Below are 17,327 nucleotides of genomic sequence, written 5' to 3' on the forward strand. Positions count from 1 at the left end.
CACCCCCCGTGAGCAACGGGATCGTCAACGGAATCGTCGTGGCCGTGGACGGCCCCTCCGGCTCGGGCAAGTCCAGCACCTCCCGGGGGGTCGCCGCCCGGCTGGGTCTGCGCTACCTCGACACCGGCGCGATGTTCCGCGCGATGACCTGGGCGATGCTGCGCGACGGCGTCGACATCCACGACCCGCTCGCGGTGTCCGCGCACGCGCTGGAGCCCCGCATCGAGTCCGGCACGGACCCGCTCGCCCCCACGATCCTCGTCGACGGCACCGACGTCGCCGCCGCGATCCGCACCGAGGAGGTCACGCGCGCCGTCAGCCCGGTGAGCGCGGTGCCCGACGTGCGCGCCCGCCTGCTGGAGCTCCAGCGCGCCGCGATCGCGGAGGCCACGAGCACCGGCCCCGGCATCGTCGTCGAGGGCCGCGACATCGGCTCCGTCGTCGCGCCCGACGCCCCGGTGAAGGTCTACCTGACCGCCGACCCCGCCGCCCGCGCCGCGCGCCGCGCCGCCGAGGAGGGCGGCTCCGACCTCGCCGCCACCGAGCAGCTGCTGCTGAGCCGCGACAAGATCGACTCCTCGCGGGCCACGGCCCCGCTGGTGCGCGCCGACGGCGCGGTCCACATCGACACCACGCCGTACACGCTCGACGAGGTGGTCGACCAGGTCGTCGCGCTGGTGAGAGCGGTCGAGTGAGCGGCCCCCGCCAGGCGCGACCGTGCACGGCGCACGGGGCTCCGCCACGCAGTACCGGGGTCCGCCACCCGTTCCGCGGCGCACTGCACGGACCGCTGCGTCCGATCGCACGGTTCCTGATCCGGCGCCGCTACGACGTGCACGTGCACGGCGGCGAGCTGATCCCGCGCACCGGTCCGGTGATCTTCGCGGCCAACCACATCGGCATCGCCGACGGCCCGTTCCTGGCGATCCTCACGCCGCGGCGCCCGGTGCACGCGCTGACCAAGATCGAGATGTTCCACGGACCGCTGGGCGCCTTCCTGCGCTTCGCCGGGCAGATCCCGCTGGACCGCTTCCACAGCGACCCGCGTGCGGTGAAGACCTGCCTGCGGGTGCTGCGCGACGGCCATCCGGTCGGCATCTTCCCCGAGGGGCAGCGCAACGCCGGCGACCTGTCGCGCTTCCACCGCGGCGCGGGCTACCTCGCGCTGGTCTCCGGCGCCCCCGTCGTTCCGGTGATCATGCTGGGCACCCGCCCGCCTGGCGGGCACCGCTCGTCGCTGCCGCCGAAGGGCGGTCGCGTCGACCTGGTGTTCGGCCCGCCCTACCACTGTGATCCTGTCCCGTGGCCCCGAACCCGGGAACAGGTGGAGCGCACGTCGTTGTTGCTCCGTGAGCACATGCTGGTCCACCTGGACCATGCCCTGGCCCTGACCGGGCAGTCGCTGCCCGGCCCGTTGCCGGGCGATGAGAAGGACCCCGACCCCGACACGGGGGTCACCGACCGAGGAGCACCATGACCGAGGGCTACGACCTGCCCGAGCACGACACCGACCCGACGACCGACGGGGGCGCGTCCGGACCGGTGCCCGTCCTTGCCGTCGTGGGACGTCCGAACGTCGGCAAGTCGACGCTCGTCAACCGCATCATCGGCCGCCGCGAGGCGGTCGTGGAGGACATCCCCGGCGTCACCCGCGACCGGGTCTCCTACGACGCCAACTGGAACGGCCGCGCCTTCACCGTCGTCGACACCGGTGGCTGGGACCCCGACGCGCAGGGCCTCGCCCTGTCGATCTCGGCGCAGGCCGAGGTGGCGGTCAGCCTGGCCGACGCGGTGCTGTTCGTCGTCGATGCGACCGTCGGCATCACCGACTCCGACGAGGCGGTCGTCAAGATCCTGCGCAAGTCCGGCAAGCCGGTCGTGCTGGCGGCCAACAAGGTCGACGACCAGCGCACCGAGGCCGAGGCCTACGGGCTGTGGAACCTCGGGCTCGGCGAGCCGTACCCCGTCTCCGCGCTGCACGGCCGCGGCTCCGGCGACATGCTGGACGCCGTGCTCGCCGCGCTTCCCGAGCCGCCCCCGCAGCCCGAGGCGGAGGTCGGTGGGCCGCGCCGGATCGCGATCGTCGGCAAGCCGAACGTCGGCAAGTCCTCGCTGCTCAACAAGCTGGCGGGGGAGAACCGCGTCGTCGTGGACAACGCCGCCGGCACCACCGTCGACCCGGTCGACGAGCTGATCGACCTCGGGGGCACGACCTGGCGCTTCATCGACACCGCCGGCATCCGCAAGCGCGTGAAGTCCGCGTCGGGTCATGAGTACTACGCCTCGCTGCGCACCACGACCGCGATCGACCGCGCCGAGGTGGCCGTGCTGGTCGTCGACGGCGGGCAGTCGATCTCCGAGCAGGACATCCGGATCATCCAGACCATCCGCGACGCCGGCCGCGCCCTCGTGATCGCCTTCAACAAGTGGGACCTGGTCGACGAGGAGCGCCGCTACTACCTCGAGCGCGAGATCGAACGCGAGCTCGTGCAGGTGCAGTGGGCGCCGCGGATCAACATCACCGCGCGTACCGGCTGGCACGTCGACCGGCTGGTGCCGGCGCTGGAGAAGGCGCTCGCCGGCTGGGAGACCCGGGTGGGCACCGGCGCGCTCAACACCTTCCTGGGGCGTCTGGTCGCCGAGCACCCGCACCCGGTGCGCAGCGGCAAGCAGCCCAAGATCATGTTCGGCACCCAGCCGACCACGGCGCCGCCGACGTTCGTGCTGTTCACCTCCGGCAAGCTCGACGCCTCCTACGAGCGCTTCATCGAGCGTCGCCTGCGTGAGGAGTTCGGGTTCGCCGGTACGCCGATCGTGATCCAGCAGCGGGTGCGGGAGAAGCGCAAGCGCTGATCCGACGCGTCGTCGGGCGGGCGGGTCGAGGGCCGATGTGGCCTCGACCCGCCCGCCCGCTGCATTTCTGGCAACGGGGAGTCGACTGAGGTCAGAAGCTGACCGCTTCGGCTCCTAGCGTGGTCGACATGACACACGACACAGTGAACCCCGATCAGACCACCCCCCAGATGAGCGCCGAGCGCCGCGACCTGCTGGACCTGCTGGGCAAGCACCGCGGCTTCCTGCGCTACGCCGTGGCCGGCGTGAGCGACGCGCAGGCCGCGACCCGGCCGACCGCGAGCGAGCTGTGCCTCGGCGGCGTGCTCAAGCACGTCACGGCCACCGAGCGGAGCTGGGCCGACTTCGTCGTCAACGGTGCGGGGGACGCCGTCGACTGGGAGTCGGTCGACTGGGCCGACCCGCCGCCGGAGATCCTCGCCCACCAGGCGGAGTTCCAGATGACCGGTGAGGACACCGTCGCCGGCCTGCTCGCGGCGTACGACGAGGTCGCCGCGGCCACCGATGAGCTGGTGGCCAGCGTCGACCTCGACCGCGCGCAGCCGCTGCCGCAGGCACCGTGGTTCGAGGCGGGCGCGTCGTGGACGGCGCGGCGCGCCTTCTTGCACGTCGTGGCGGAGACCGCCCAGCACGCCGGGCACGCCGACATCATCCGCGAGACGATCGACGGTCAGAAGACGATGGGCTGAGGGCTGGGCCGGTGCGGGCGGCCACCGAGGCTCAGGCGTTGATCGCGGCGCGGCCCTCGCCGTCGTCCTCGGCCCCGCCGGCGATCTGGATCTTGCGCGGCTTGGCCTTCTCCGCGACCGGGACCACCAGGCGCAGCATGCCGTCGGCATAGGTCGCCTCGATCCGCTGCAGGTCGAGGTTGTCGCCGAGCACCAGCTGACGGCTGAACACGCCGGTGGGGCGCTCGGAGGCGAGCATCTCGGCGTCGCCGGCACGCGTGGTGCGCTCGGCGCGGATCGTGAGCACGTTGCGCTCGACGTCGAGGTCGATGCTCTCGCGCGAGACGCCGGGCAGGTCGAACTCGATGACGAACCGGTCGCCCTCGCGCCAGGCGTCCATCGGCATGACCGCAGGGCGGTTCGTGGTGCCGAGGACCTGCTGGGCGAAGCGGTCGAGGTCACGGAACGGGTCGGTCGTGCGAAGCAACATCACATGCCCTCCTGACGGGTGCGGTCCGCGACCCCGTGGCCGCGGATCTTTAACGGCTGTTGCAGATTTCTTATACTCACAACATGACGACGACGCAAGCGGGAGATCGCCGCCGCGGGGTGTTCGCGATCTCGGTAGCCGCGGACATGGTGTCCATGCGGATCCAGAACCTGCGCGTCTACGAGCGCCGGGGCCTGGTGGCGCCCGACCGCACCCCGGGTGGCTCGCGCCTCTACAGCCCCGACGACATCGAGCGGCTGCACCGCATCCGCGAGCTCCTCGGCGAGGGGCTGAACCTGGCCGGCGTGGCGCGGGTGCTGGCCCTCGAGGAGCGGGTGCGGGTGCTCGAGGAGCGGGTGCGCCAGCGCGACGCCGCGCACCGGGACTGAGCGCGGGCATCCGCACGGGCTGCTCGGGTACCGGCCGGGAACCCCAACCAGCCCCGACACCGGAGGTACGCAGTGCGAGCAGTCACGTGGCAAGGCCGGCAGGACATGCGCGTCGAGGAGGTCCCCGACCCCACGATCCAGGAGCCGACCGACGCGATCGTGCGCATCACGAGCACCGCGCTATGCGGATCCGACCTGCACCTCTACGACCCGCTGACGCCGTTCATGACCCCCGGCGACATCGTCGGGCACGAGCCGATGGGCGTCGTCGTGGAGGTCGGTCCGGGCGTCCGCGAGCTCAAGGCCGGCGACCGGGTGGTCGTGCCGTTCAACGTCAGCTGCGGCTCGTGCTGGATGTGCTCGCACCAGCTGCACAGCCAGTGCGAGACCACCCAGAACCGTGACCAGGGCACCGGCGCGAGCCTGTTCGGCTACAGCAAGCTCTACGGCCAGGTGCCCGGCGGACAGGCGGAGTACCTGCGGGTCCCGTTCGCCGACTTCTTGCCGGTGAAGGTGCCCGAGGGCCCCGACGACGAGCGGTTCCTCTACCTCTCCGACGTGCTGCCCACCGCCTGGCAGGGCGTGGAGTACGCCGCGGTGCCCGACGGCGGCACGCTGTTGGTGCTCGGCGCCGGGCCGATCGGTGACATGGCCGCCCGGATCGCGCTCGACCGCGGCCACCGGGTCGTGGTCGCCGACCGGATCCCCGAGCGGCTGCACCGCGTCGCGGCACGAGGCGCCGAGGCGGTCGACATCTCCAAGGTCGACGACGTGCCGGGCCTGATCCGCGAGCTCACCGACGGGCGCGGCGCCGACTCGGTCATCGACGCGGTCGGCATGGAGGCGCACGGCTCGCCGATCGCGGAGACCGCGCAGAAGGCGCTCGGCCTGCTGCCCAAGAAGGTCCAGGGTGCCGTGATGACCAAGGCAGGCATCGACCGCCTCAGCGCGCTCTACCTCGCGATCGAGAGCGTGCGGCGCGGCGGCACCATCTCGATCTCCGGGGTCTACGGCGGCGCCGCGGACCCGATGCCCCTGATGCAGATGTTCGACAAGCAGATCCAGCTGCGGATGGGCCAGGCCAACGTGCGCGCCTGGACCGACGACATCCTCGAGGTCCTGGGCCAGGACGAGGACAGGCTCGGTGTCGAGACGTTCGCCACCCACCGGCTGCCGCTGGCCCAGGCGCCGGAGGCCTACGCGAAGTTCCGTGACAAGGCCGACGGCATGGTGAAGGTCGTCTTCAAGCCCTGATCCCGCGTGGGTCGAGCCTGTCGAGATCGGTCTCGACAGGCTCGACCCACGATGGGCCTCGACGAACGGGGTCAGCGCGGTCGGCCCAGGTGCGCGTGCCAGTCGAGGTCCAGCAGGTCGCCGGGACCCTCGGCGACGACGACCGCCCCCGCCGCGAGCAGCTCCTCGCGGCCGAAGCCGCCGGTGAGCACCCCGAGGCAGGGGAGTCCCGCGCGGGCCGCGGCCTCCACGTCGTACGGCGTGTCGCCGACGAACACCGCCCGCTCGACGCCACCGAGGCGGGCGAGGGTCTCACCGATCAGGTCCGGCTCGGGCTTGGAGGCCTCGACGTCCTCGGAGCTCGTGAGCACCTCGATGTCCGCGCCGATCCCGACCAGCTCGACGGCCTCCCGGGAGAACTGCGGGTCCCCGGACGAGGCCAGGGCGACACGGTGGCCGCGCTCGCGCAGGCCGCGGACCAGCTCGGCGGCGCCGGGCAGCGGGCGGACCTCGTCGCGCAGCGCGGCGTACTCCTGCTTCCAGGCCTCGCGCAGCGTGTCGCCCGAGCGCTTCTCGACCTCCTCGCCGGCGACGTGGGCGACGAGCTTGTCCCCGCCCATGCCGATCGTGCGGTGGATGCGCCAGAGCGGCGGGGCGGTCTCGTGGCGCGCGAAGGCGCGGTGCCACGCGAGGGCGTGGTGGTAGGTCGAGTCGACGAGGGTCCCGTCGATGTCCAGCAGCACGGCGGTGGTGGAGTCGCTCATCGCGGGCCGGTACCCCGTCGCGGCGCCGCATGCCCCGGGTCTGGTCGGGTTACCGCGCGGGCACGACCACGAGCGGGCACGACCACCAACCGAGGAGAGCGGATGCGCATCGGGTTCTTCCTGTCCACCGAGGAGTACACCCCCGCTGAGCTCGTCGCCCAGGCCCGCGCGGCCGAGGAGGCCGGCTTCGCGGCGCTGTGGATCAGCGACCACTTCCACCCGTGGAACAACGAGCAGGGCAACAGCCCGCACGTGTGGAGCGTGATCGGCGCGGTCAGCCAGGTGTGCGACCTCCACGTGACCACCGCCGTCACCTGCCCGACGGTGCGCCTGCACCCCGCGATCGTCGCCCAGGCGGCCGGCACCTGCGCGGAGCTGCTCGAGGGCCGCTTCACCCTCGGTGTCGGCACCGGCGAGGCGCTCAACGAGAACATCCTCGGCGGCGCGTGGCCCAGCGCCGACGTACGCCTGGAGATGCTCGAGGAGGCGGTGGAGGTGATCCGGCGGCTGTGGACCGGCGAGGTGGTCAACCACCGCGGCCGGCACTACACCGTCGAGCACGCGCGGATCTACAACGTGCCCGAGACCCCGCCCGAGATCTTCGTGTCGGCCTTCGGGCCCAAGGCGGTCGAGGTCGCGGCACGCATCGGCGACGGCTACGTCGGCACCTCACCGGACGCCGAGCTGGTCGGGGCGTTCAAGAAGGCCTCCGGGGGCCGGCCGGCGCAGGGCGGGGCGAAGGTGGCCTTCGCCCCGACGAAGGAGGAGGGCTGGGAGCACGCCCACCGGCTGTGGCCGAACGCGGGCCTGCCGGGGGAGATGGCGCAGATCCTGCCCACGCCGGAGCACTTCGAGCAGGCGACCCAGCTGGTCACGATGGAGTCCACCCGCGAGTCGGCGGTCGCCGGCAACGACCCGGCCGACCACCTCGGGCTGGTGCGCCAGTACGCCGACGCGGGCTACGACGAGCTCTACGTGGCCAACATGGGGCCCCACACCCTGGACATGATCGAGTTCTACGGGAAGCACGTCCTGCCCATCGTGCACGAGGAAGGGACCGGCTGATGTCGACCAACGAGACAGTGATCAAGGCGAGCCCCGAGCGGGTCTGGGAGGTGCTCGCCGACGGCTGGACCTACCCGCTGTGGGTGGTCGGCGCCTCCCGGATGCGCGCGGTGGAGGAGAGCTGGCCCGAGGTGGGCGCTCGGCTGCACCACTCGGTGGGCACCTGGCCGGTGCTCATCGACGACTACACCGAGGTCACCGCTGCCGACCCGGGGGTCTCCCTGACGCTGCGAGCCCGGGCCCAGCCCAGCGGCATCGCCTCGGTGCGGTTGAGCCTGGAGCCGCACGGCTCCGACACCCGTGTGGTGATGGAGGAGGACGTGGTCTCCGGCCCGGGGGCGTTGATGCCGAAGCCGGCGCGCGATGCCGCGCTGTCGTGGCGCAACAGCGAGAGCCTGCGGCGCCTCGCCTACGTCGCCGAGCGCCCGGTCGCGACCGACAGTGACTGACTGGGACGCGGTCGTCGTCGGCTCCGGCCCCAACGGCCTGGTGGCGGCGAACCTGCTCACCGACGCGGGCTGGTCGGTGCTCGTGCTCGAGGCCCAGGACACCCCCGGGGGCGCCGTGCGCAGCGACCGCGACGTGCACCCCGACTTCGTGCACGACACGATGAGCTCGTTCTACCCGCTCGCGGCCGCCTCCCCGGTGGTGCGCGGGCTCGGGCTGGAGGCCCACGGGCTGGCCTGGAGCCACGCGCCGGCGGTGCTGGGGCACTTCGACCCCGCGTCGCAGCGCTGGGCGACGCTGCACCGCGACCGGGAGCTGACCGCCGCCGGCCTGGAGGACCTGCACCCCGGCGACGGGGAGGCGTGGCTGGAGCTGTGCCGCACCTGGGACGTCGTGGGGGACTCCCTCGTCGGCGCGTTGCTCTCGCCGTTCCCGCCGGTGCGCAACGGGATCTCCGCCGCGCTCGCCGTACGCCGTGCCGGGGGCCTCGACCTGGTCCGCACGCTGCTGACGCCTGCCTCGTCGCTGGCCCGCGAGCGGTTCGGGAGCGAGGCGGCGCGCCTGCTCATCGCCGGCAACGCCAGCCACGCCGACATCCCGCTGGACGCGCCCGGCTCCGGGCTGATGGCCGTCCTGCTGGCGATGCTCGGCCAGACCGTGGGCTGGCCGGTGCCGCAGGGCGGGGCCGGTCGCCTCGCCGAGGCGCTCGTACGCCGCCTTCAGTCCCGGGGCGGGACGCTGCGCTGCTCCGCGGAGGTGGTCGGGGTCGAGGTCGACCGCGGCCGGCACGAGGCGTGCGGCTCGCGGACGGCGAGCGGATCCGGGCCCGGGCCGTGCTCGCCGACGTGGCGGCGCCGCGGCTCTACGGCGGCCTGGTGCGCCCCGAGGACCTGCCGGCCCGCACGCTGCGCCGGATGCAGGACTTCCAGCTGGACCCCTCGACGATCAAGGTCGACTGGGCCCTCTCCGGGCCGGTGCCGTGGGCGGTCGCCCCGCCGCAGGCCCCGGGCACGGTGCACGTCGCCGACTCCGTGGCGGAGCTGACCGAGACCTACGCACAGATCGACGCCGGCGCGGTGCCGGACAAGCCGTTCCTGCTGCTCGGGCAGATGACCACCACCGACCCGCACCGATCGCCGCCGGGCACCGAGTCGGTGTGGGCCTACACCCACATGCCCCAAGACGTGCGACGGGACGCCGGCGAGGACGGGATCACCGGCCGCTGGGACCACGACGACCTCGAACGCCTGGCCGACCGGATGCAGGCACGCGTGGAGCGCCTCGCGCCCGGCTTCGGCGACCGGGTCACCGCCCGGCGCATCCTCGGCCCGCGCGAGCTCGAGGCGCGCAACGCCAACCTGATCGGCGGCGCCCTGGGCGGCGGCACCGCCCAGCTACACCAGCAGCTGGTCTTCCGCCCGGTCCCGGGCCTGGGTCGCGCGGAGACCCCGGTGCGGGGGCTGTTCCTCGCCTCCGCCTCGGCGCACCCCGGCGGCGGCGTGCACGGCGCGGCCGGCAGCAACGCCGCTCGCGCGGCCCTGCTCGCCCGGCGGCTGCGCCGGGTGTAGCCGAGGCGTCACATGCCCGCGGGGCCGGCGGGTACCGAGCCGGCCCCGGCCCTGATCGAGGAGGATCCATGCGCGTGGTCGTCACCGGTGCGTCCGGCAACGTCGGTACGGCGCTCGCGCGGCGGCTGCGCGCGGGCGGTCACGAGGTCGTCGGCATCGCCCGCCGCCCGCCAGCCCCGGGTGCCGACGACGGCCCGCAGGAGTGGGTGCGCGCCGACCTGTCGCGCGAGTGCCACGACGAGCTGGTCGCCGCCTTCCGCGGCGCGGACGCCGTCGTGCACCTGGTCTGGGGCTTCCAGCCCACCCACCGCATCGACTACCTCGAGGAGGTCGGGGTCGGCGGGACCCGGCGGGTGCTCGACGCGGTCGCCGCCGCCGGGGTGGGACAGCTGCTGCACCAGTCCTCGATCGGGGCGTACTCGCCGCGCCTGGACGACCGGCCGGTCACCGAGGACTGGCCCACGGGTGGGATCCAGGCCTCGCCGTACAGCCGGCACAAGGCCGCCGCCGAGCGGCTGCTCGACGACTTCGAGGCCGGGCACGGTGTGGTGCTCACCCGCACCAGGCCCGGGATCATCGGCCAGCGCAGCGCCAGCAGCGCTCAGCTGCGCTACTTCCTGCCCACGGTGGTGCCCGCGCGGGTGCTGCGCCACGTGCCGGTGCTGCCGCTGGACCGGCGGGTGACCCTGCAGGTGGTCCACGCCGACGACGTCGCCGACGCCATGGCCCTGATGCTCGAGGCCCGGGCGCCGGGGGCGTTCAACCTGGTCACCGAGCCGGTGCTCACCCATGCCGACATCGCCGCCGTGCTCGGGGCCCGCCCGGTGCACGTGCCGTTCTCGGTGCTGCGTGCGGCCGCGGACCTCTCCTGGCGCGCCCACCTCCAGCCGTTGGACCCCGGATGGGTCGACCTGGCCCTCGGCGTCCCGGTCCTCGATGCCACGCGTGCCCGCACCGAGCTCGGGTGGCGACCGCGCCGTGTCGCGCACGACGTGCTGGCCGAGGCGGTCGCGGGCATGGCGGACGCGGCTCATGGCGACGCCGAGGTGCTGCGCGAGCGCACCATCGCCGACGGGCTGCGCCGGGCCGTGCGCCAGGGCACGGTGAGCCGGCGCCGGATGCCCTGAGGCCTCCCCGGGCCCGGGGGGGCATGAGCGCCGCCGCGGTGGAGACCGGGCGGCATGGACTCCCACACCGACGCCCCGCTCGCCCTGGTCACCGGTGCCTCGACCGGCATCGGACGGGCCCTGGCCCGCCAGTTCGTCGATCACGGCTTCGACGTCGTGGTGGTCGCGGAGGAGGACCGCATCCACGACGTCGCCCGCGAGCTCGAGTCGTCGGGGCGCCGGGTGGTGCCGGTGCTCGCCGACCTGCGCACCTCCGGCGGCGTCAACAGCACCTGGGCGGCGGTGGACGCCGTCGGTGCCCGGTTGGAGGCGGTCGCGCTCAACGCCGGGGTCGGCGTGAGCGGCCGCTTCGACCAGATCCCGTTGCAGGACGACCTCGGCCTGATCGACCTCAACGTCCGCTCGACCGTGCACCTGGCCAAGCTCGCGACCCGCGTGATGGTCCCCGCGGGGCGCGGCCGGGTCCTCATCACCTCCTCGATCGCCGCCGTCGCGCCCGGGCCGTTCCAGGCGACGTACGCCGCCTCGAAGGCGTTCGTGCACTCCTTCGCCGAGGGGCTGCGCCGGGACCTGCGCGACACCGGGGTGACGGTGACCTCGATGATGCCCGGCCCGACCGACACCGAGTTCTTCGCGCGCGCCGACATGGAGGACACCAGGCTGGGTCAGATGAAGGACAAGGACGACCCGGAGACCGTCGCGAAGGAGGGCTTCGAGGCGATGATGGCTGGGCGCTCGAGCGTGGTGCCGGGGTCGTTCAAGAACCGGCTCCAGGCCGAGATCGGCACCCATCTGCCCGATGCGCTCGCCACGCCCCTCCTGGCCCGGCTGACGAAGCCGCGCGACTGAGCGGAGGCGGCGGGAGCGAGGTCACCCATTTGGGGGTCGTGCCGCGGGATGCGCTCGGGTACTTCGAGCCAGTGACCACCAGCAGCGCCCCCGGGACGCACCGAAGCGCGACCCCCACGGACCGACAGGTCCGCGTGGCCTCGGTGCCCTCCGGGCACGTCTACGTCCGCCATCTCGCCGCCGAGCACGGCCCCACGCCGTACCGCCTTCCCGACCCGGACCCCGCCCGGCCGGACCGGCCGGCGGGCGCGACCTGGTGGCCGCCGGTGATGCTCGACCCGGAGTGGGCCGCACGCGCCGACTTCGACCTGTTCCACCTGCACTTCGGCTTCGACGCCTGCGAGCCGGCCCGGCTGCGCGAGCTCCTCGAGGTGCTGCGCGCCCGGCGGGCCCCCTTCGTCTACACCGTCCACGACCTGCGCAACCCCCACCACCTCGACCGCGCCGCGCACGACGCGCACCTGGACGTGCTGGTCCCGGGTGCCGACGCGCTGATCACCCTGACCCCCGGCGCCGCGGAGGAGATCGCACGACGCTGGGGCCGCGAGGCGCTGGTCGTGCCGCACCCGCACGTGGTCGACCTGCCCACGATGGCGCGGCTGCAGCGCGAGCGCGCGGCGCGCCCGGGCGCGCCGTTCCGGGTCGGGGTGCACGTGAAGAGCCTGCGGGCCAGCATGGACCCGCTGGCGATCCTGCCGACCCTGGTCCAGACCGTGGCCGCGCTGCCCGACGCCGTACTGCAGGTCAACGCGCACCGCGACGTCCTCGACGACGATGGCGCACGCCGTGACGCGGCCCTGGCGACGTACCTGCGCCAGGAGGCCGCCCGCGGTCGCGTCGAGCTGCACGTGCACGACTACCTCTCCGACGACGACCTGTGGGCCTACCTCGCCTCGCTCGACGTCTCGGTGCTGCCCTACCGCTTCGGCACCCACTCCGGCTGGCTGGAGGCCTGCCGCGACCTCGGGACCACGGTCGTGGCGCCGACCTGCGGCTACTTCGCCGACCAGGGGCCGGTGCTCAGCTACGGCCACGACGAGCACGGCGCCGACACCGCCTCGTTGGCGGCCGCGATCCGCGAGGCCCACCAGAGCCGTCCTCAGCTGGGCGCCAGCGTGGAGTCGCGCCGCGCTCAGCGCGCCGAGGTCGCCCGGGCCCACGACACCCTCTACCGCACGTTGCTGGGGTGAGTGCATGCGCGTGTGCCTGATCGCCTCGAGCCGCTACCCGGTGCGGGAGCCGTTCGCCGGCGGCCTGGAGGCCCTGACCCACCAGCTCGCCCGGCAGCTCGCCGCCCGGGGGCACGAGGTGTCGCTCTTCGCGGCCTCCGGCAGCGACCCCGACCTCCCGGTCACCCTCATCGACGCCGGCCGCTTCGAGGCGAGCCCCGCCGCCCAGCGCGACGTCAACGCCCCGTCGGCGAGCTGGATGGCCGAGCACCACGCCTACCTGACGCTGATGCTGGATCTCGCCCGGGACGGCGCCGGCCGCTTCGACCTGGTCCACAACCACAGCCTCCACCACCTGCCGGTGGCGATGGCGCCGATGCTCGAGGTGCCCCTTCTCACCACGCTGCACACCCCGCCGGTGCCGTGGTTGGAGTCGGCGATCGCGACCGCCCCGGGTGCGTCGGCGTTCACCGCCGTCAGCCGGCGCACCGCGCAGGCGTGGTCGCACGTGGTGGCCAGCGACACCGTGCTCAACGGCGTGGACGTGAACACCTGGCGGCTCGGTCCGGGCGGTGGGCCGGCGGTCTGGTCGGGCCGGCTGGTGCGCGAGAAGGCGCCGCACGTCGCGATCGACGCGGCGCGCGCCGCCGGGCTGCCGATCGTCCTGGTGGGTCCGGCCCCGGACCCGGACTACTTCGCGGAGTGCGTCGCGCCGCGGCTCGGACCCGACGCCGTGTACGCCGGGCACCTCGACCACCGCGCGATCGCCGGGCTGCTGGGCCGCGCCGCGGTCGCGGTGGTGACCCCGGAGTGGGACGAGCCCTACGGGCTGGTCGCCGCCGAGGCGATGGCGTGCGGGACCCCGGTCGCGGCCTACGCCCGGGGCGCGCTGCCCGAGCTGGTCGATGCGAGCGCCGGTGCGCTCGCCCGGCCCGGCGATCCTGCCGACCTCGCGGCCGCGATCGACATCGCGCGCCGGTGCGACCGCCGCGCGGTGCGCCGCCACGCCGTCGAGCGGCTCTCGGCGGAGCGGATGGTGAGCGAGTACGAGCAGCGCTACGCCCGGCTGGTCGGGGTCGAGGCCGCGTGAGCGCTCGGGTGATGACGTGATCGGCTACTACGTGCACCACCAGGGTCGTGGGCACCTGCACCGCGCGCTCGCGGTGCAGCAGGCGCTCGACGAACCGGTCACGGTGCTCTCCTCGCTGGCCCCGCCCACCGGTCACCCGGGGGACTGGGTCCACCTGGACCGCGACGACCTCGGGATCGAGCCGCGCGAGCCCACGGCCGGGGGACGGCTGCACTGGGTGCCGGTCGGCGACGACGGGCTGGCCGCGCGGATGCAGCAGCTGTCGGCGTGGCTGGCCACCGCCCGCCCGCGCCTGCTGGTGAGCGACGTGTCGGTCGAGGTCGCGCTGCTCGCCCGGCTCCACGGCGTACCGGTGGTGGGGGTGGTGCTGCCCGGGCGCCGCGACGACGCCGCGCACCTGCTCGGCTTCGACGTCGCTGACCGACTGGTCGCGATGTGGCCGCCCACGGCGACGCCGGCGATGCTGCCCGGCCTGCCGGCGCGCGTCGTACGACGGGTGGAGCGGTGGGTGCGCTGTCGCGGCAGCCGGTGTGCGAGCCGGCCGGTGCCGGCGGGCGTCGGCCGGGGCCGCCGCGGGTGGTGGTGCTCGGCGGCGCCGGTGGCTCGGCGATCTCCGCGGAGGCGCTCGCGGCCGCGATGCGTTCCGCGCCCGGGTGGGAGTGGCAGGTCTGCGGACCGCCCGGCCCGTGGGTCGCGGACCCGCACGCGCTGGTATGCGACGCCGACGTGGTGATCACCCACGCCGGGCAGAACGCCGTCGCCGAGGTCGCCGCGGCCCGGCGACCGGCGGTGCTGGTGCCGCAGGACCGCCCGCACGAGGAGCAGCGGGTCTCCGCGGCCGCCATCGGGGCGGGCGGCTGGCCGGTGCTGGTCGAGGAGACGTTTCCGAGCGACGGCTGGGCCGCGCGCCTCGAACGGGCGGCCGCGCTCGACGGGCGGCGGTGGGCGAGCTGGTGTGACGGTGCCGCGGCGCAGCGGTTCGCCGCGGTGCTGGCCGGCGATCCGGTGGGGGCGCCGGCATGAGCGGCGTGGCGGTGGTGACAGTCGTGCACGGGCGCCACGAGCACCTGCGCGCACAGCAGGCCACGCTGGCGCGCGGGGAGGTGGTGCCGGACCTCTACGTCGTGGTGGCCATGGGTGACCCCGCGATCGAGGGGGTGCTGGCGGGCGGCGGCGTACGCCCGCAGTGCGTGCCGCTGGCCGCCGACCCCCGACGGCTGCCGCTCGCCGCCGCCCGCAACACGGGGTTCGAGACCGCGCGCGCCGCGGGGTGCGACGTGGTGATCGGCCTGGACGTGGACTGCCTGGCCGGGCCGGGGCTGGTCGGGGGCTACGCGCGCGTCGTGCGGGAGGACCCCGAGCGGGTCTGGTCGGGCCCGGTGACCTACCTGCCGCCGGCGGGCCCCGGTGGCTACCCGCTGGACCGGCTGGGTGAGCTCGACGCCCCGCACCCGGCGCGCCCGGCGCCGGCGCCCGGCGAGGTCGCGACCGGGGGAGACCCCGACCTGTTCTGGTCGCTGTCCTTTGCGATGTCGGCCCAGTCCTGGGAGCGCACCGGCGGCTTCGACGAGGCCTACGTCGGCTACGGCGCCGAGGACACCGACTTCGGGCGACGGGTGGTGCGCGCCGGCCTCGACCTGGCCTGGGTCGGCGCCGCGCGGGCCTACCACCAGCACCACCCGGTCAGCAGCCCGCCGGTGGAGCACCTCGACGACATCCTGCGCAACGGTCGCCTCTATCGCACCCGTTGGGGCAGCTGGCCGATGCGCGGCTGGCTGGAGGAGTTCGAGCGCCGCGGCCTGGTCGCCCGCCGCGGCGAGGACTACGTGCGCCTCGCCTGACCCCCCACCCATCCCGCGAGTCGGCGCCAATGGCGCGGTGAGTCGGCGCCAATGGTCCCGCGAGTCGGCGCCAATGGCGTGGCGAGTCGGCGCTTGTGGCGCGGCGAGGTGGGTGGGTACCGGCTGGACGTGTATGAGGACGAGAAGCCATGTGAGGTCTGCGGGTCAGCGGTGCGGCTGCGGGCGCGGAAGGACGTCGGGGCGGCGGAGGCCGCGAGCGACGGACCGGTGGGACCGCCGGACGGGGTGGTCGGCGCGGGGGACGACCCGGTGGACCAGCGGGTGTGTCAGAACCCCGACTGCCCGACCAACACCGGGCGCGGTGGCCCCCGCCCCTGACCCGGACGCCCGGCTCAGCGCGCCACCGTCTCCGCCTCGGTACGACGGGCGGTGGCGGCGCCACGGCGCTGGAGCAGCTGACCGACCACGACGAGCGCGGCGCCGAAGGCCAGGAAGCCGAGGTCCCACGACAGCGGCCCGCCCAGGTCGTCGCGCACGTGGTGCACCCCCAGGATCTGGTGGTCGACGAGGCCCTCGACCAGGTTGAACAGCCCCCAGCCGCTCAGCAGACCGCCGGCGTGGAAGGTCCACGACGGCGCGAGCCGGCCCTGCCGCCACAGTGCGATCGTCACGATCGAAGCCGCGACGACCACGAACCAGGCGAAGAGGTGGAAGAACCCGTCGGCCATCGTGTTGACCTCCAGCCCGGCGAGGGTCTTGGGGTCCTCGGAGGTGGCGCTGGCCATGTGGTGCCACTGCAGGATCTGGTGCAGGACGATGCCGTCGATGAACCCGCCCAGCCCGATGCCGAACATCAGGCCCGGGGCGGGCGAGGGGCGCTCAAGGGGTCGCACGCTCATGTCGCTCATGGCCTACCGGTGCCCGCGGCCCCCGCCGGCCACGCGTGTCGCACGCCTCAGCGGGTGACGATCCGCTTCCAGGGCCCGCGCGGGACGTCACGGGCATCCACGAAGCGCCAGTCCACCCGGTCGCGCTTGCCGTTGAGCGAGCGGAACCGCAGGCAGCCGTTGAGGGCGGGGGAGACGTCCATGCCGGCGTTGTTGTAGCGCTTCGAGGCGGGCCGGGCGTCGCGGTGGCCGAAGACGTAGCGGGCGTCGTGGTACTTGCCGGGGCCGGCGTCCTGGATCTGGCCGTAGCAGGTGCGCCCGCGCGAGCGGATCTGCACCCAGCGGTTCTTCATCAGGCTCACGTCGCGGTCCCCGACCAGGCCGGCGTAGCGGGGCCGGCTCGCCCACGGGATGACCTCGCCGCGCCGGCGGAAGCCGATCTTGTCGTTGAGGTCGTCGTAGGGCAGGTCGAGGTAGAAGGGGTTCTGCTTCGGCGTCATGTGCCGCGGGAACCAGCCGTCGCGCTTGAAGCGCCGCTCGGTGCGGCAGACCCCGCGCCGGATCTGCCCGTCGCAGCCGCCGTAGTTGGCGTACCAGTTGTCGTCATAGGTGGAGATCATCTGGCTGCCGTCGGGGGCGTCGGGGTCGAAGATCTCGCCCACCCAGAACGTGGTCGCCACGATCCGCGTGTGCCAGGGGTACGTCGTGTCCGAGGCGCGGCTGTCCGAGACCGGCGCCGCCCCGGCCGGAGCCGCGGCCACGACCAGCGAGGCGACGAGCCCGGCGACGAGGACCGCGAGCAGTCGGAGGGACGCGGGTGATCGGGGCATGCGGACCTCCGGGGGACGGGTGCGAGGCAGGTCACGCTAGCGCCAACCAGTGCGGGGGTTCACTGGGGTCGTGGGCGGGCCACCGAGACGAGGGAG

The 17,327-nt window shown here is 74.1% G+C and carries 20 protein-coding genes; 16 read left to right on the forward strand and 4 right to left on the reverse strand.

All coding sequences use genetic code 11. The annotated features are described in order from the left end of the window. The first annotated feature begins 8 nt into the window (after window positions 1-8). From cmk to GFH29_RS09115, 4 genes are all read left to right on the forward strand, one after another. The gene (gene cmk / locus GFH29_RS09100; RefSeq protein ID WP_228387854.1) at window positions 9-695 is read left to right on the forward strand and encodes a (d)CMP kinase; all 687 of its coding nucleotides are present in this window, start codon (window positions 9-11) and stop codon (window positions 693-695) included. Then, window positions 692-1,477, forward strand: coding sequence for a lysophospholipid acyltransferase family protein (locus tag GFH29_RS09105; RefSeq protein ID WP_153323035.1), 786 nt, complete (start codon window positions 692-694; stop codon window positions 1,475-1,477). Before cmk ends, GFH29_RS09105 begins: the two co-directional genes overlap by 4 nt. Next, complete coding sequence (der, locus tag GFH29_RS09110) at window positions 1,474-2,853, forward strand: ribosome biogenesis GTPase Der (RefSeq protein ID WP_153323036.1); 1,380 nt, start codon at window positions 1,474-1,476, stop codon at window positions 2,851-2,853. The genes GFH29_RS09105 and der overlap by 4 nt, the downstream gene beginning before the upstream one ends. A gap of 128 nt (window positions 2,854-2,981) precedes the next feature. After that, window positions 2,982-3,542, forward strand: coding sequence for a DinB family protein (locus GFH29_RS09115; RefSeq protein WP_228387855.1), 561 nt, complete (start codon window positions 2,982-2,984; stop codon window positions 3,540-3,542). 31 nt (window positions 3,543-3,573) lie between these two features. Here GFH29_RS09115 and GFH29_RS09120 read toward each other — a convergent pair whose 3' ends face one another. Beyond that, window positions 3,574-4,011: an Hsp20/alpha crystallin family protein gene (locus tag GFH29_RS09120; protein WP_153323037.1), complete on the reverse strand. Its 438-nt coding sequence runs from the start codon at window positions 4,009-4,011 to the stop codon at window positions 3,574-3,576. An 83-nt stretch (window positions 4,012-4,094) separates the two neighbouring features. Between GFH29_RS09120 and GFH29_RS09125 the strand changes: the two genes are divergently transcribed. Both GFH29_RS09125 and GFH29_RS09130 read left to right on the forward strand, forming a co-directional pair. Then, window positions 4,095-4,400, forward strand: a complete 306-nt coding sequence (locus GFH29_RS09125) for a MerR family transcriptional regulator (protein WP_153323038.1) — start codon at window positions 4,095-4,097, stop codon at window positions 4,398-4,400. 105 nt (window positions 4,401-4,505) lie between these two features. Next, complete coding sequence (locus GFH29_RS09130) at window positions 4,506-5,654, forward strand: alcohol dehydrogenase catalytic domain-containing protein (protein WP_153337234.1); 1,149 nt, start codon at window positions 4,506-4,508, stop codon at window positions 5,652-5,654. 71 nt (window positions 5,655-5,725) lie between these two features. Here GFH29_RS09130 and GFH29_RS09135 read toward each other — a convergent pair whose 3' ends face one another. After that, on the reverse strand, window positions 5,726-6,397 hold the full coding sequence (locus GFH29_RS09135; protein ID WP_153323040.1) for an HAD family hydrolase: 672 nt from the start codon (window positions 6,395-6,397) through the stop codon (window positions 5,726-5,728). A gap of 102 nt (window positions 6,398-6,499) precedes the next feature. Here GFH29_RS09135 and GFH29_RS09140 point away from each other — a divergent pair, with 102 nt between their 5' ends. From GFH29_RS09140 to GFH29_RS09185, 10 genes are all read left to right on the forward strand, one after another. Beyond that, window positions 6,500-7,462: a TIGR03557 family F420-dependent LLM class oxidoreductase gene (locus tag GFH29_RS09140; protein WP_153323041.1), complete on the forward strand. Its 963-nt coding sequence runs from the start codon at window positions 6,500-6,502 to the stop codon at window positions 7,460-7,462. Further along, window positions 7,462-7,911, forward strand: a complete 450-nt coding sequence (locus GFH29_RS09145; RefSeq protein WP_153323042.1) for an SRPBCC family protein — start codon at window positions 7,462-7,464, stop codon at window positions 7,909-7,911. Before GFH29_RS09140 ends, GFH29_RS09145 begins: the two co-directional genes overlap by 1 nt. Further along, window positions 7,904-8,953: a phytoene desaturase family protein gene (locus GFH29_RS09150; RefSeq protein ID WP_228387856.1), complete on the forward strand. Its 1,050-nt coding sequence runs from the start codon at window positions 7,904-7,906 to the stop codon at window positions 8,951-8,953. The genes GFH29_RS09145 and GFH29_RS09150 overlap by 8 nt, the downstream gene beginning before the upstream one ends. A 592-nt stretch (window positions 8,954-9,545) precedes the next feature. Further along, the gene (locus GFH29_RS09155) at window positions 9,546-10,604 is read left to right on the forward strand and encodes an NAD-dependent epimerase/dehydratase family protein (RefSeq protein ID WP_153323043.1); all 1,059 of its coding nucleotides are present in this window, start codon (window positions 9,546-9,548) and stop codon (window positions 10,602-10,604) included. 54 nt (window positions 10,605-10,658) lie between these two features. Beyond that, window positions 10,659-11,453, forward strand: a complete 795-nt coding sequence (locus GFH29_RS09160) for an SDR family NAD(P)-dependent oxidoreductase (RefSeq protein ID WP_153323044.1) — start codon at window positions 10,659-10,661, stop codon at window positions 11,451-11,453. Between the two features lie 134 nt (window positions 11,454-11,587). Next, the gene (locus tag GFH29_RS09165) at window positions 11,588-12,643 is read left to right on the forward strand and encodes a glycosyltransferase (RefSeq protein ID WP_153323045.1); all 1,056 of its coding nucleotides are present in this window, start codon (window positions 11,588-11,590) and stop codon (window positions 12,641-12,643) included. 4 nt (window positions 12,644-12,647) lie between these two features. After that, window positions 12,648-13,712: a glycosyltransferase gene (locus GFH29_RS09170; protein ID WP_153323046.1), complete on the forward strand. Its 1,065-nt coding sequence runs from the start codon at window positions 12,648-12,650 to the stop codon at window positions 13,710-13,712. A 16-nt stretch (window positions 13,713-13,728) separates the two neighbouring features. Beyond that, complete coding sequence (locus GFH29_RS09175; RefSeq protein ID WP_153323047.1) at window positions 13,729-14,445, forward strand: hypothetical protein; 717 nt, start codon at window positions 13,729-13,731, stop codon at window positions 14,443-14,445. Further along, window positions 14,439-14,735, forward strand: a complete 297-nt coding sequence (locus GFH29_RS09180; protein WP_194289588.1) for a glycosyltransferase — start codon at window positions 14,439-14,441, stop codon at window positions 14,733-14,735. The genes GFH29_RS09175 and GFH29_RS09180 overlap by 7 nt, the downstream gene beginning before the upstream one ends. Beyond that, the gene (locus GFH29_RS09185; RefSeq protein WP_153323049.1) at window positions 14,732-15,553 is read left to right on the forward strand and encodes a glycosyltransferase family 2 protein; all 822 of its coding nucleotides are present in this window, start codon (window positions 14,732-14,734) and stop codon (window positions 15,551-15,553) included. The genes GFH29_RS09180 and GFH29_RS09185 overlap by 4 nt, the downstream gene beginning before the upstream one ends. Before the next feature lie 353 nt (window positions 15,554-15,906). On the opposite strand, the gene GFH29_RS09190 is transcribed toward GFH29_RS09185, so the two are convergent. Then, window positions 15,907-16,422: a DUF2243 domain-containing protein gene (locus GFH29_RS09190; protein WP_153323050.1), complete on the reverse strand. Its 516-nt coding sequence runs from the start codon at window positions 16,420-16,422 to the stop codon at window positions 15,907-15,909. A 47-nt stretch (window positions 16,423-16,469) separates the two neighbouring features. Then, the gene (locus tag GFH29_RS09195) at window positions 16,470-17,231 is read right to left on the reverse strand and encodes a hypothetical protein (RefSeq protein ID WP_153323051.1); all 762 of its coding nucleotides are present in this window, start codon (window positions 17,229-17,231) and stop codon (window positions 16,470-16,472) included. Window positions 17,232-17,327 lie beyond the last annotated feature (96 nt).

It is taken from the genome of Nocardioides sp. dk884 (genome assembly GCF_009557055.1).
Taxonomy (GTDB): Bacteria; Actinomycetota; Actinomycetes; order Propionibacteriales; family Nocardioidaceae; genus Nocardioides.

Excerpts from the sequence above, each read along its gene's own strand:
- GFH29_RS09115 (WP_228387855.1), top strand. The coding sequence starts at position 2,982 with ATGACACACGACACAGTGAACCCCGATCAGACCACCCCCCAGATGAGC.
- GFH29_RS09130 (WP_153337234.1), top strand. The coding sequence starts at position 4,506 with ATGCGCGTCGAGGAGGTCCCCGACCCCACGATCCAGGAGCCGACCGAC.
- GFH29_RS09125 (WP_153323038.1), top strand. The coding sequence starts at position 4,095 with ATGACGACGACGCAAGCGGGAGATCGCCGCCGCGGGGTGTTCGCGATC.
- GFH29_RS09170 (WP_153323046.1), top strand. The coding sequence starts at position 12,648 with ATGCGCGTGTGCCTGATCGCCTCGAGCCGCTACCCGGTGCGGGAGCCG.
- GFH29_RS09135 (WP_153323040.1), bottom strand. The coding sequence starts at position 6,397 with ATGAGCGACTCCACCACCGCCGTGCTGCTGGACATCGACGGGACCCTC.
- GFH29_RS09160 (WP_153323044.1), top strand. The coding sequence starts at position 10,659 with ATGGACTCCCACACCGACGCCCCGCTCGCCCTGGTCACCGGTGCCTCG.
- GFH29_RS09190 (WP_153323050.1), bottom strand. The coding sequence starts at position 16,422 with ATGAGCGACATGAGCGTGCGACCCCTTGAGCGCCCCTCGCCCGCCCCG.
- GFH29_RS09120 (WP_153323037.1), bottom strand. The coding sequence starts at position 4,011 with ATGTTGCTTCGCACGACCGACCCGTTCCGTGACCTCGACCGCTTCGCC.
- GFH29_RS09145 (WP_153323042.1), top strand. The coding sequence starts at position 7,462 with ATGTCGACCAACGAGACAGTGATCAAGGCGAGCCCCGAGCGGGTCTGG.
- GFH29_RS09155 (WP_153323043.1), top strand. The coding sequence starts at position 9,546 with ATGCGCGTGGTCGTCACCGGTGCGTCCGGCAACGTCGGTACGGCGCTC.
- GFH29_RS09195 (WP_153323051.1), bottom strand. The coding sequence starts at position 17,231 with ATGCCCCGATCACCCGCGTCCCTCCGACTGCTCGCGGTCCTCGTCGCC.
- der (WP_153323036.1), top strand. The coding sequence starts at position 1,474 with ATGACCGAGGGCTACGACCTGCCCGAGCACGACACCGACCCGACGACC.
- GFH29_RS09185 (WP_153323049.1), top strand. The coding sequence starts at position 14,732 with ATGAGCGGCGTGGCGGTGGTGACAGTCGTGCACGGGCGCCACGAGCAC.
- GFH29_RS09140 (WP_153323041.1), top strand. The coding sequence starts at position 6,500 with ATGCGCATCGGGTTCTTCCTGTCCACCGAGGAGTACACCCCCGCTGAG.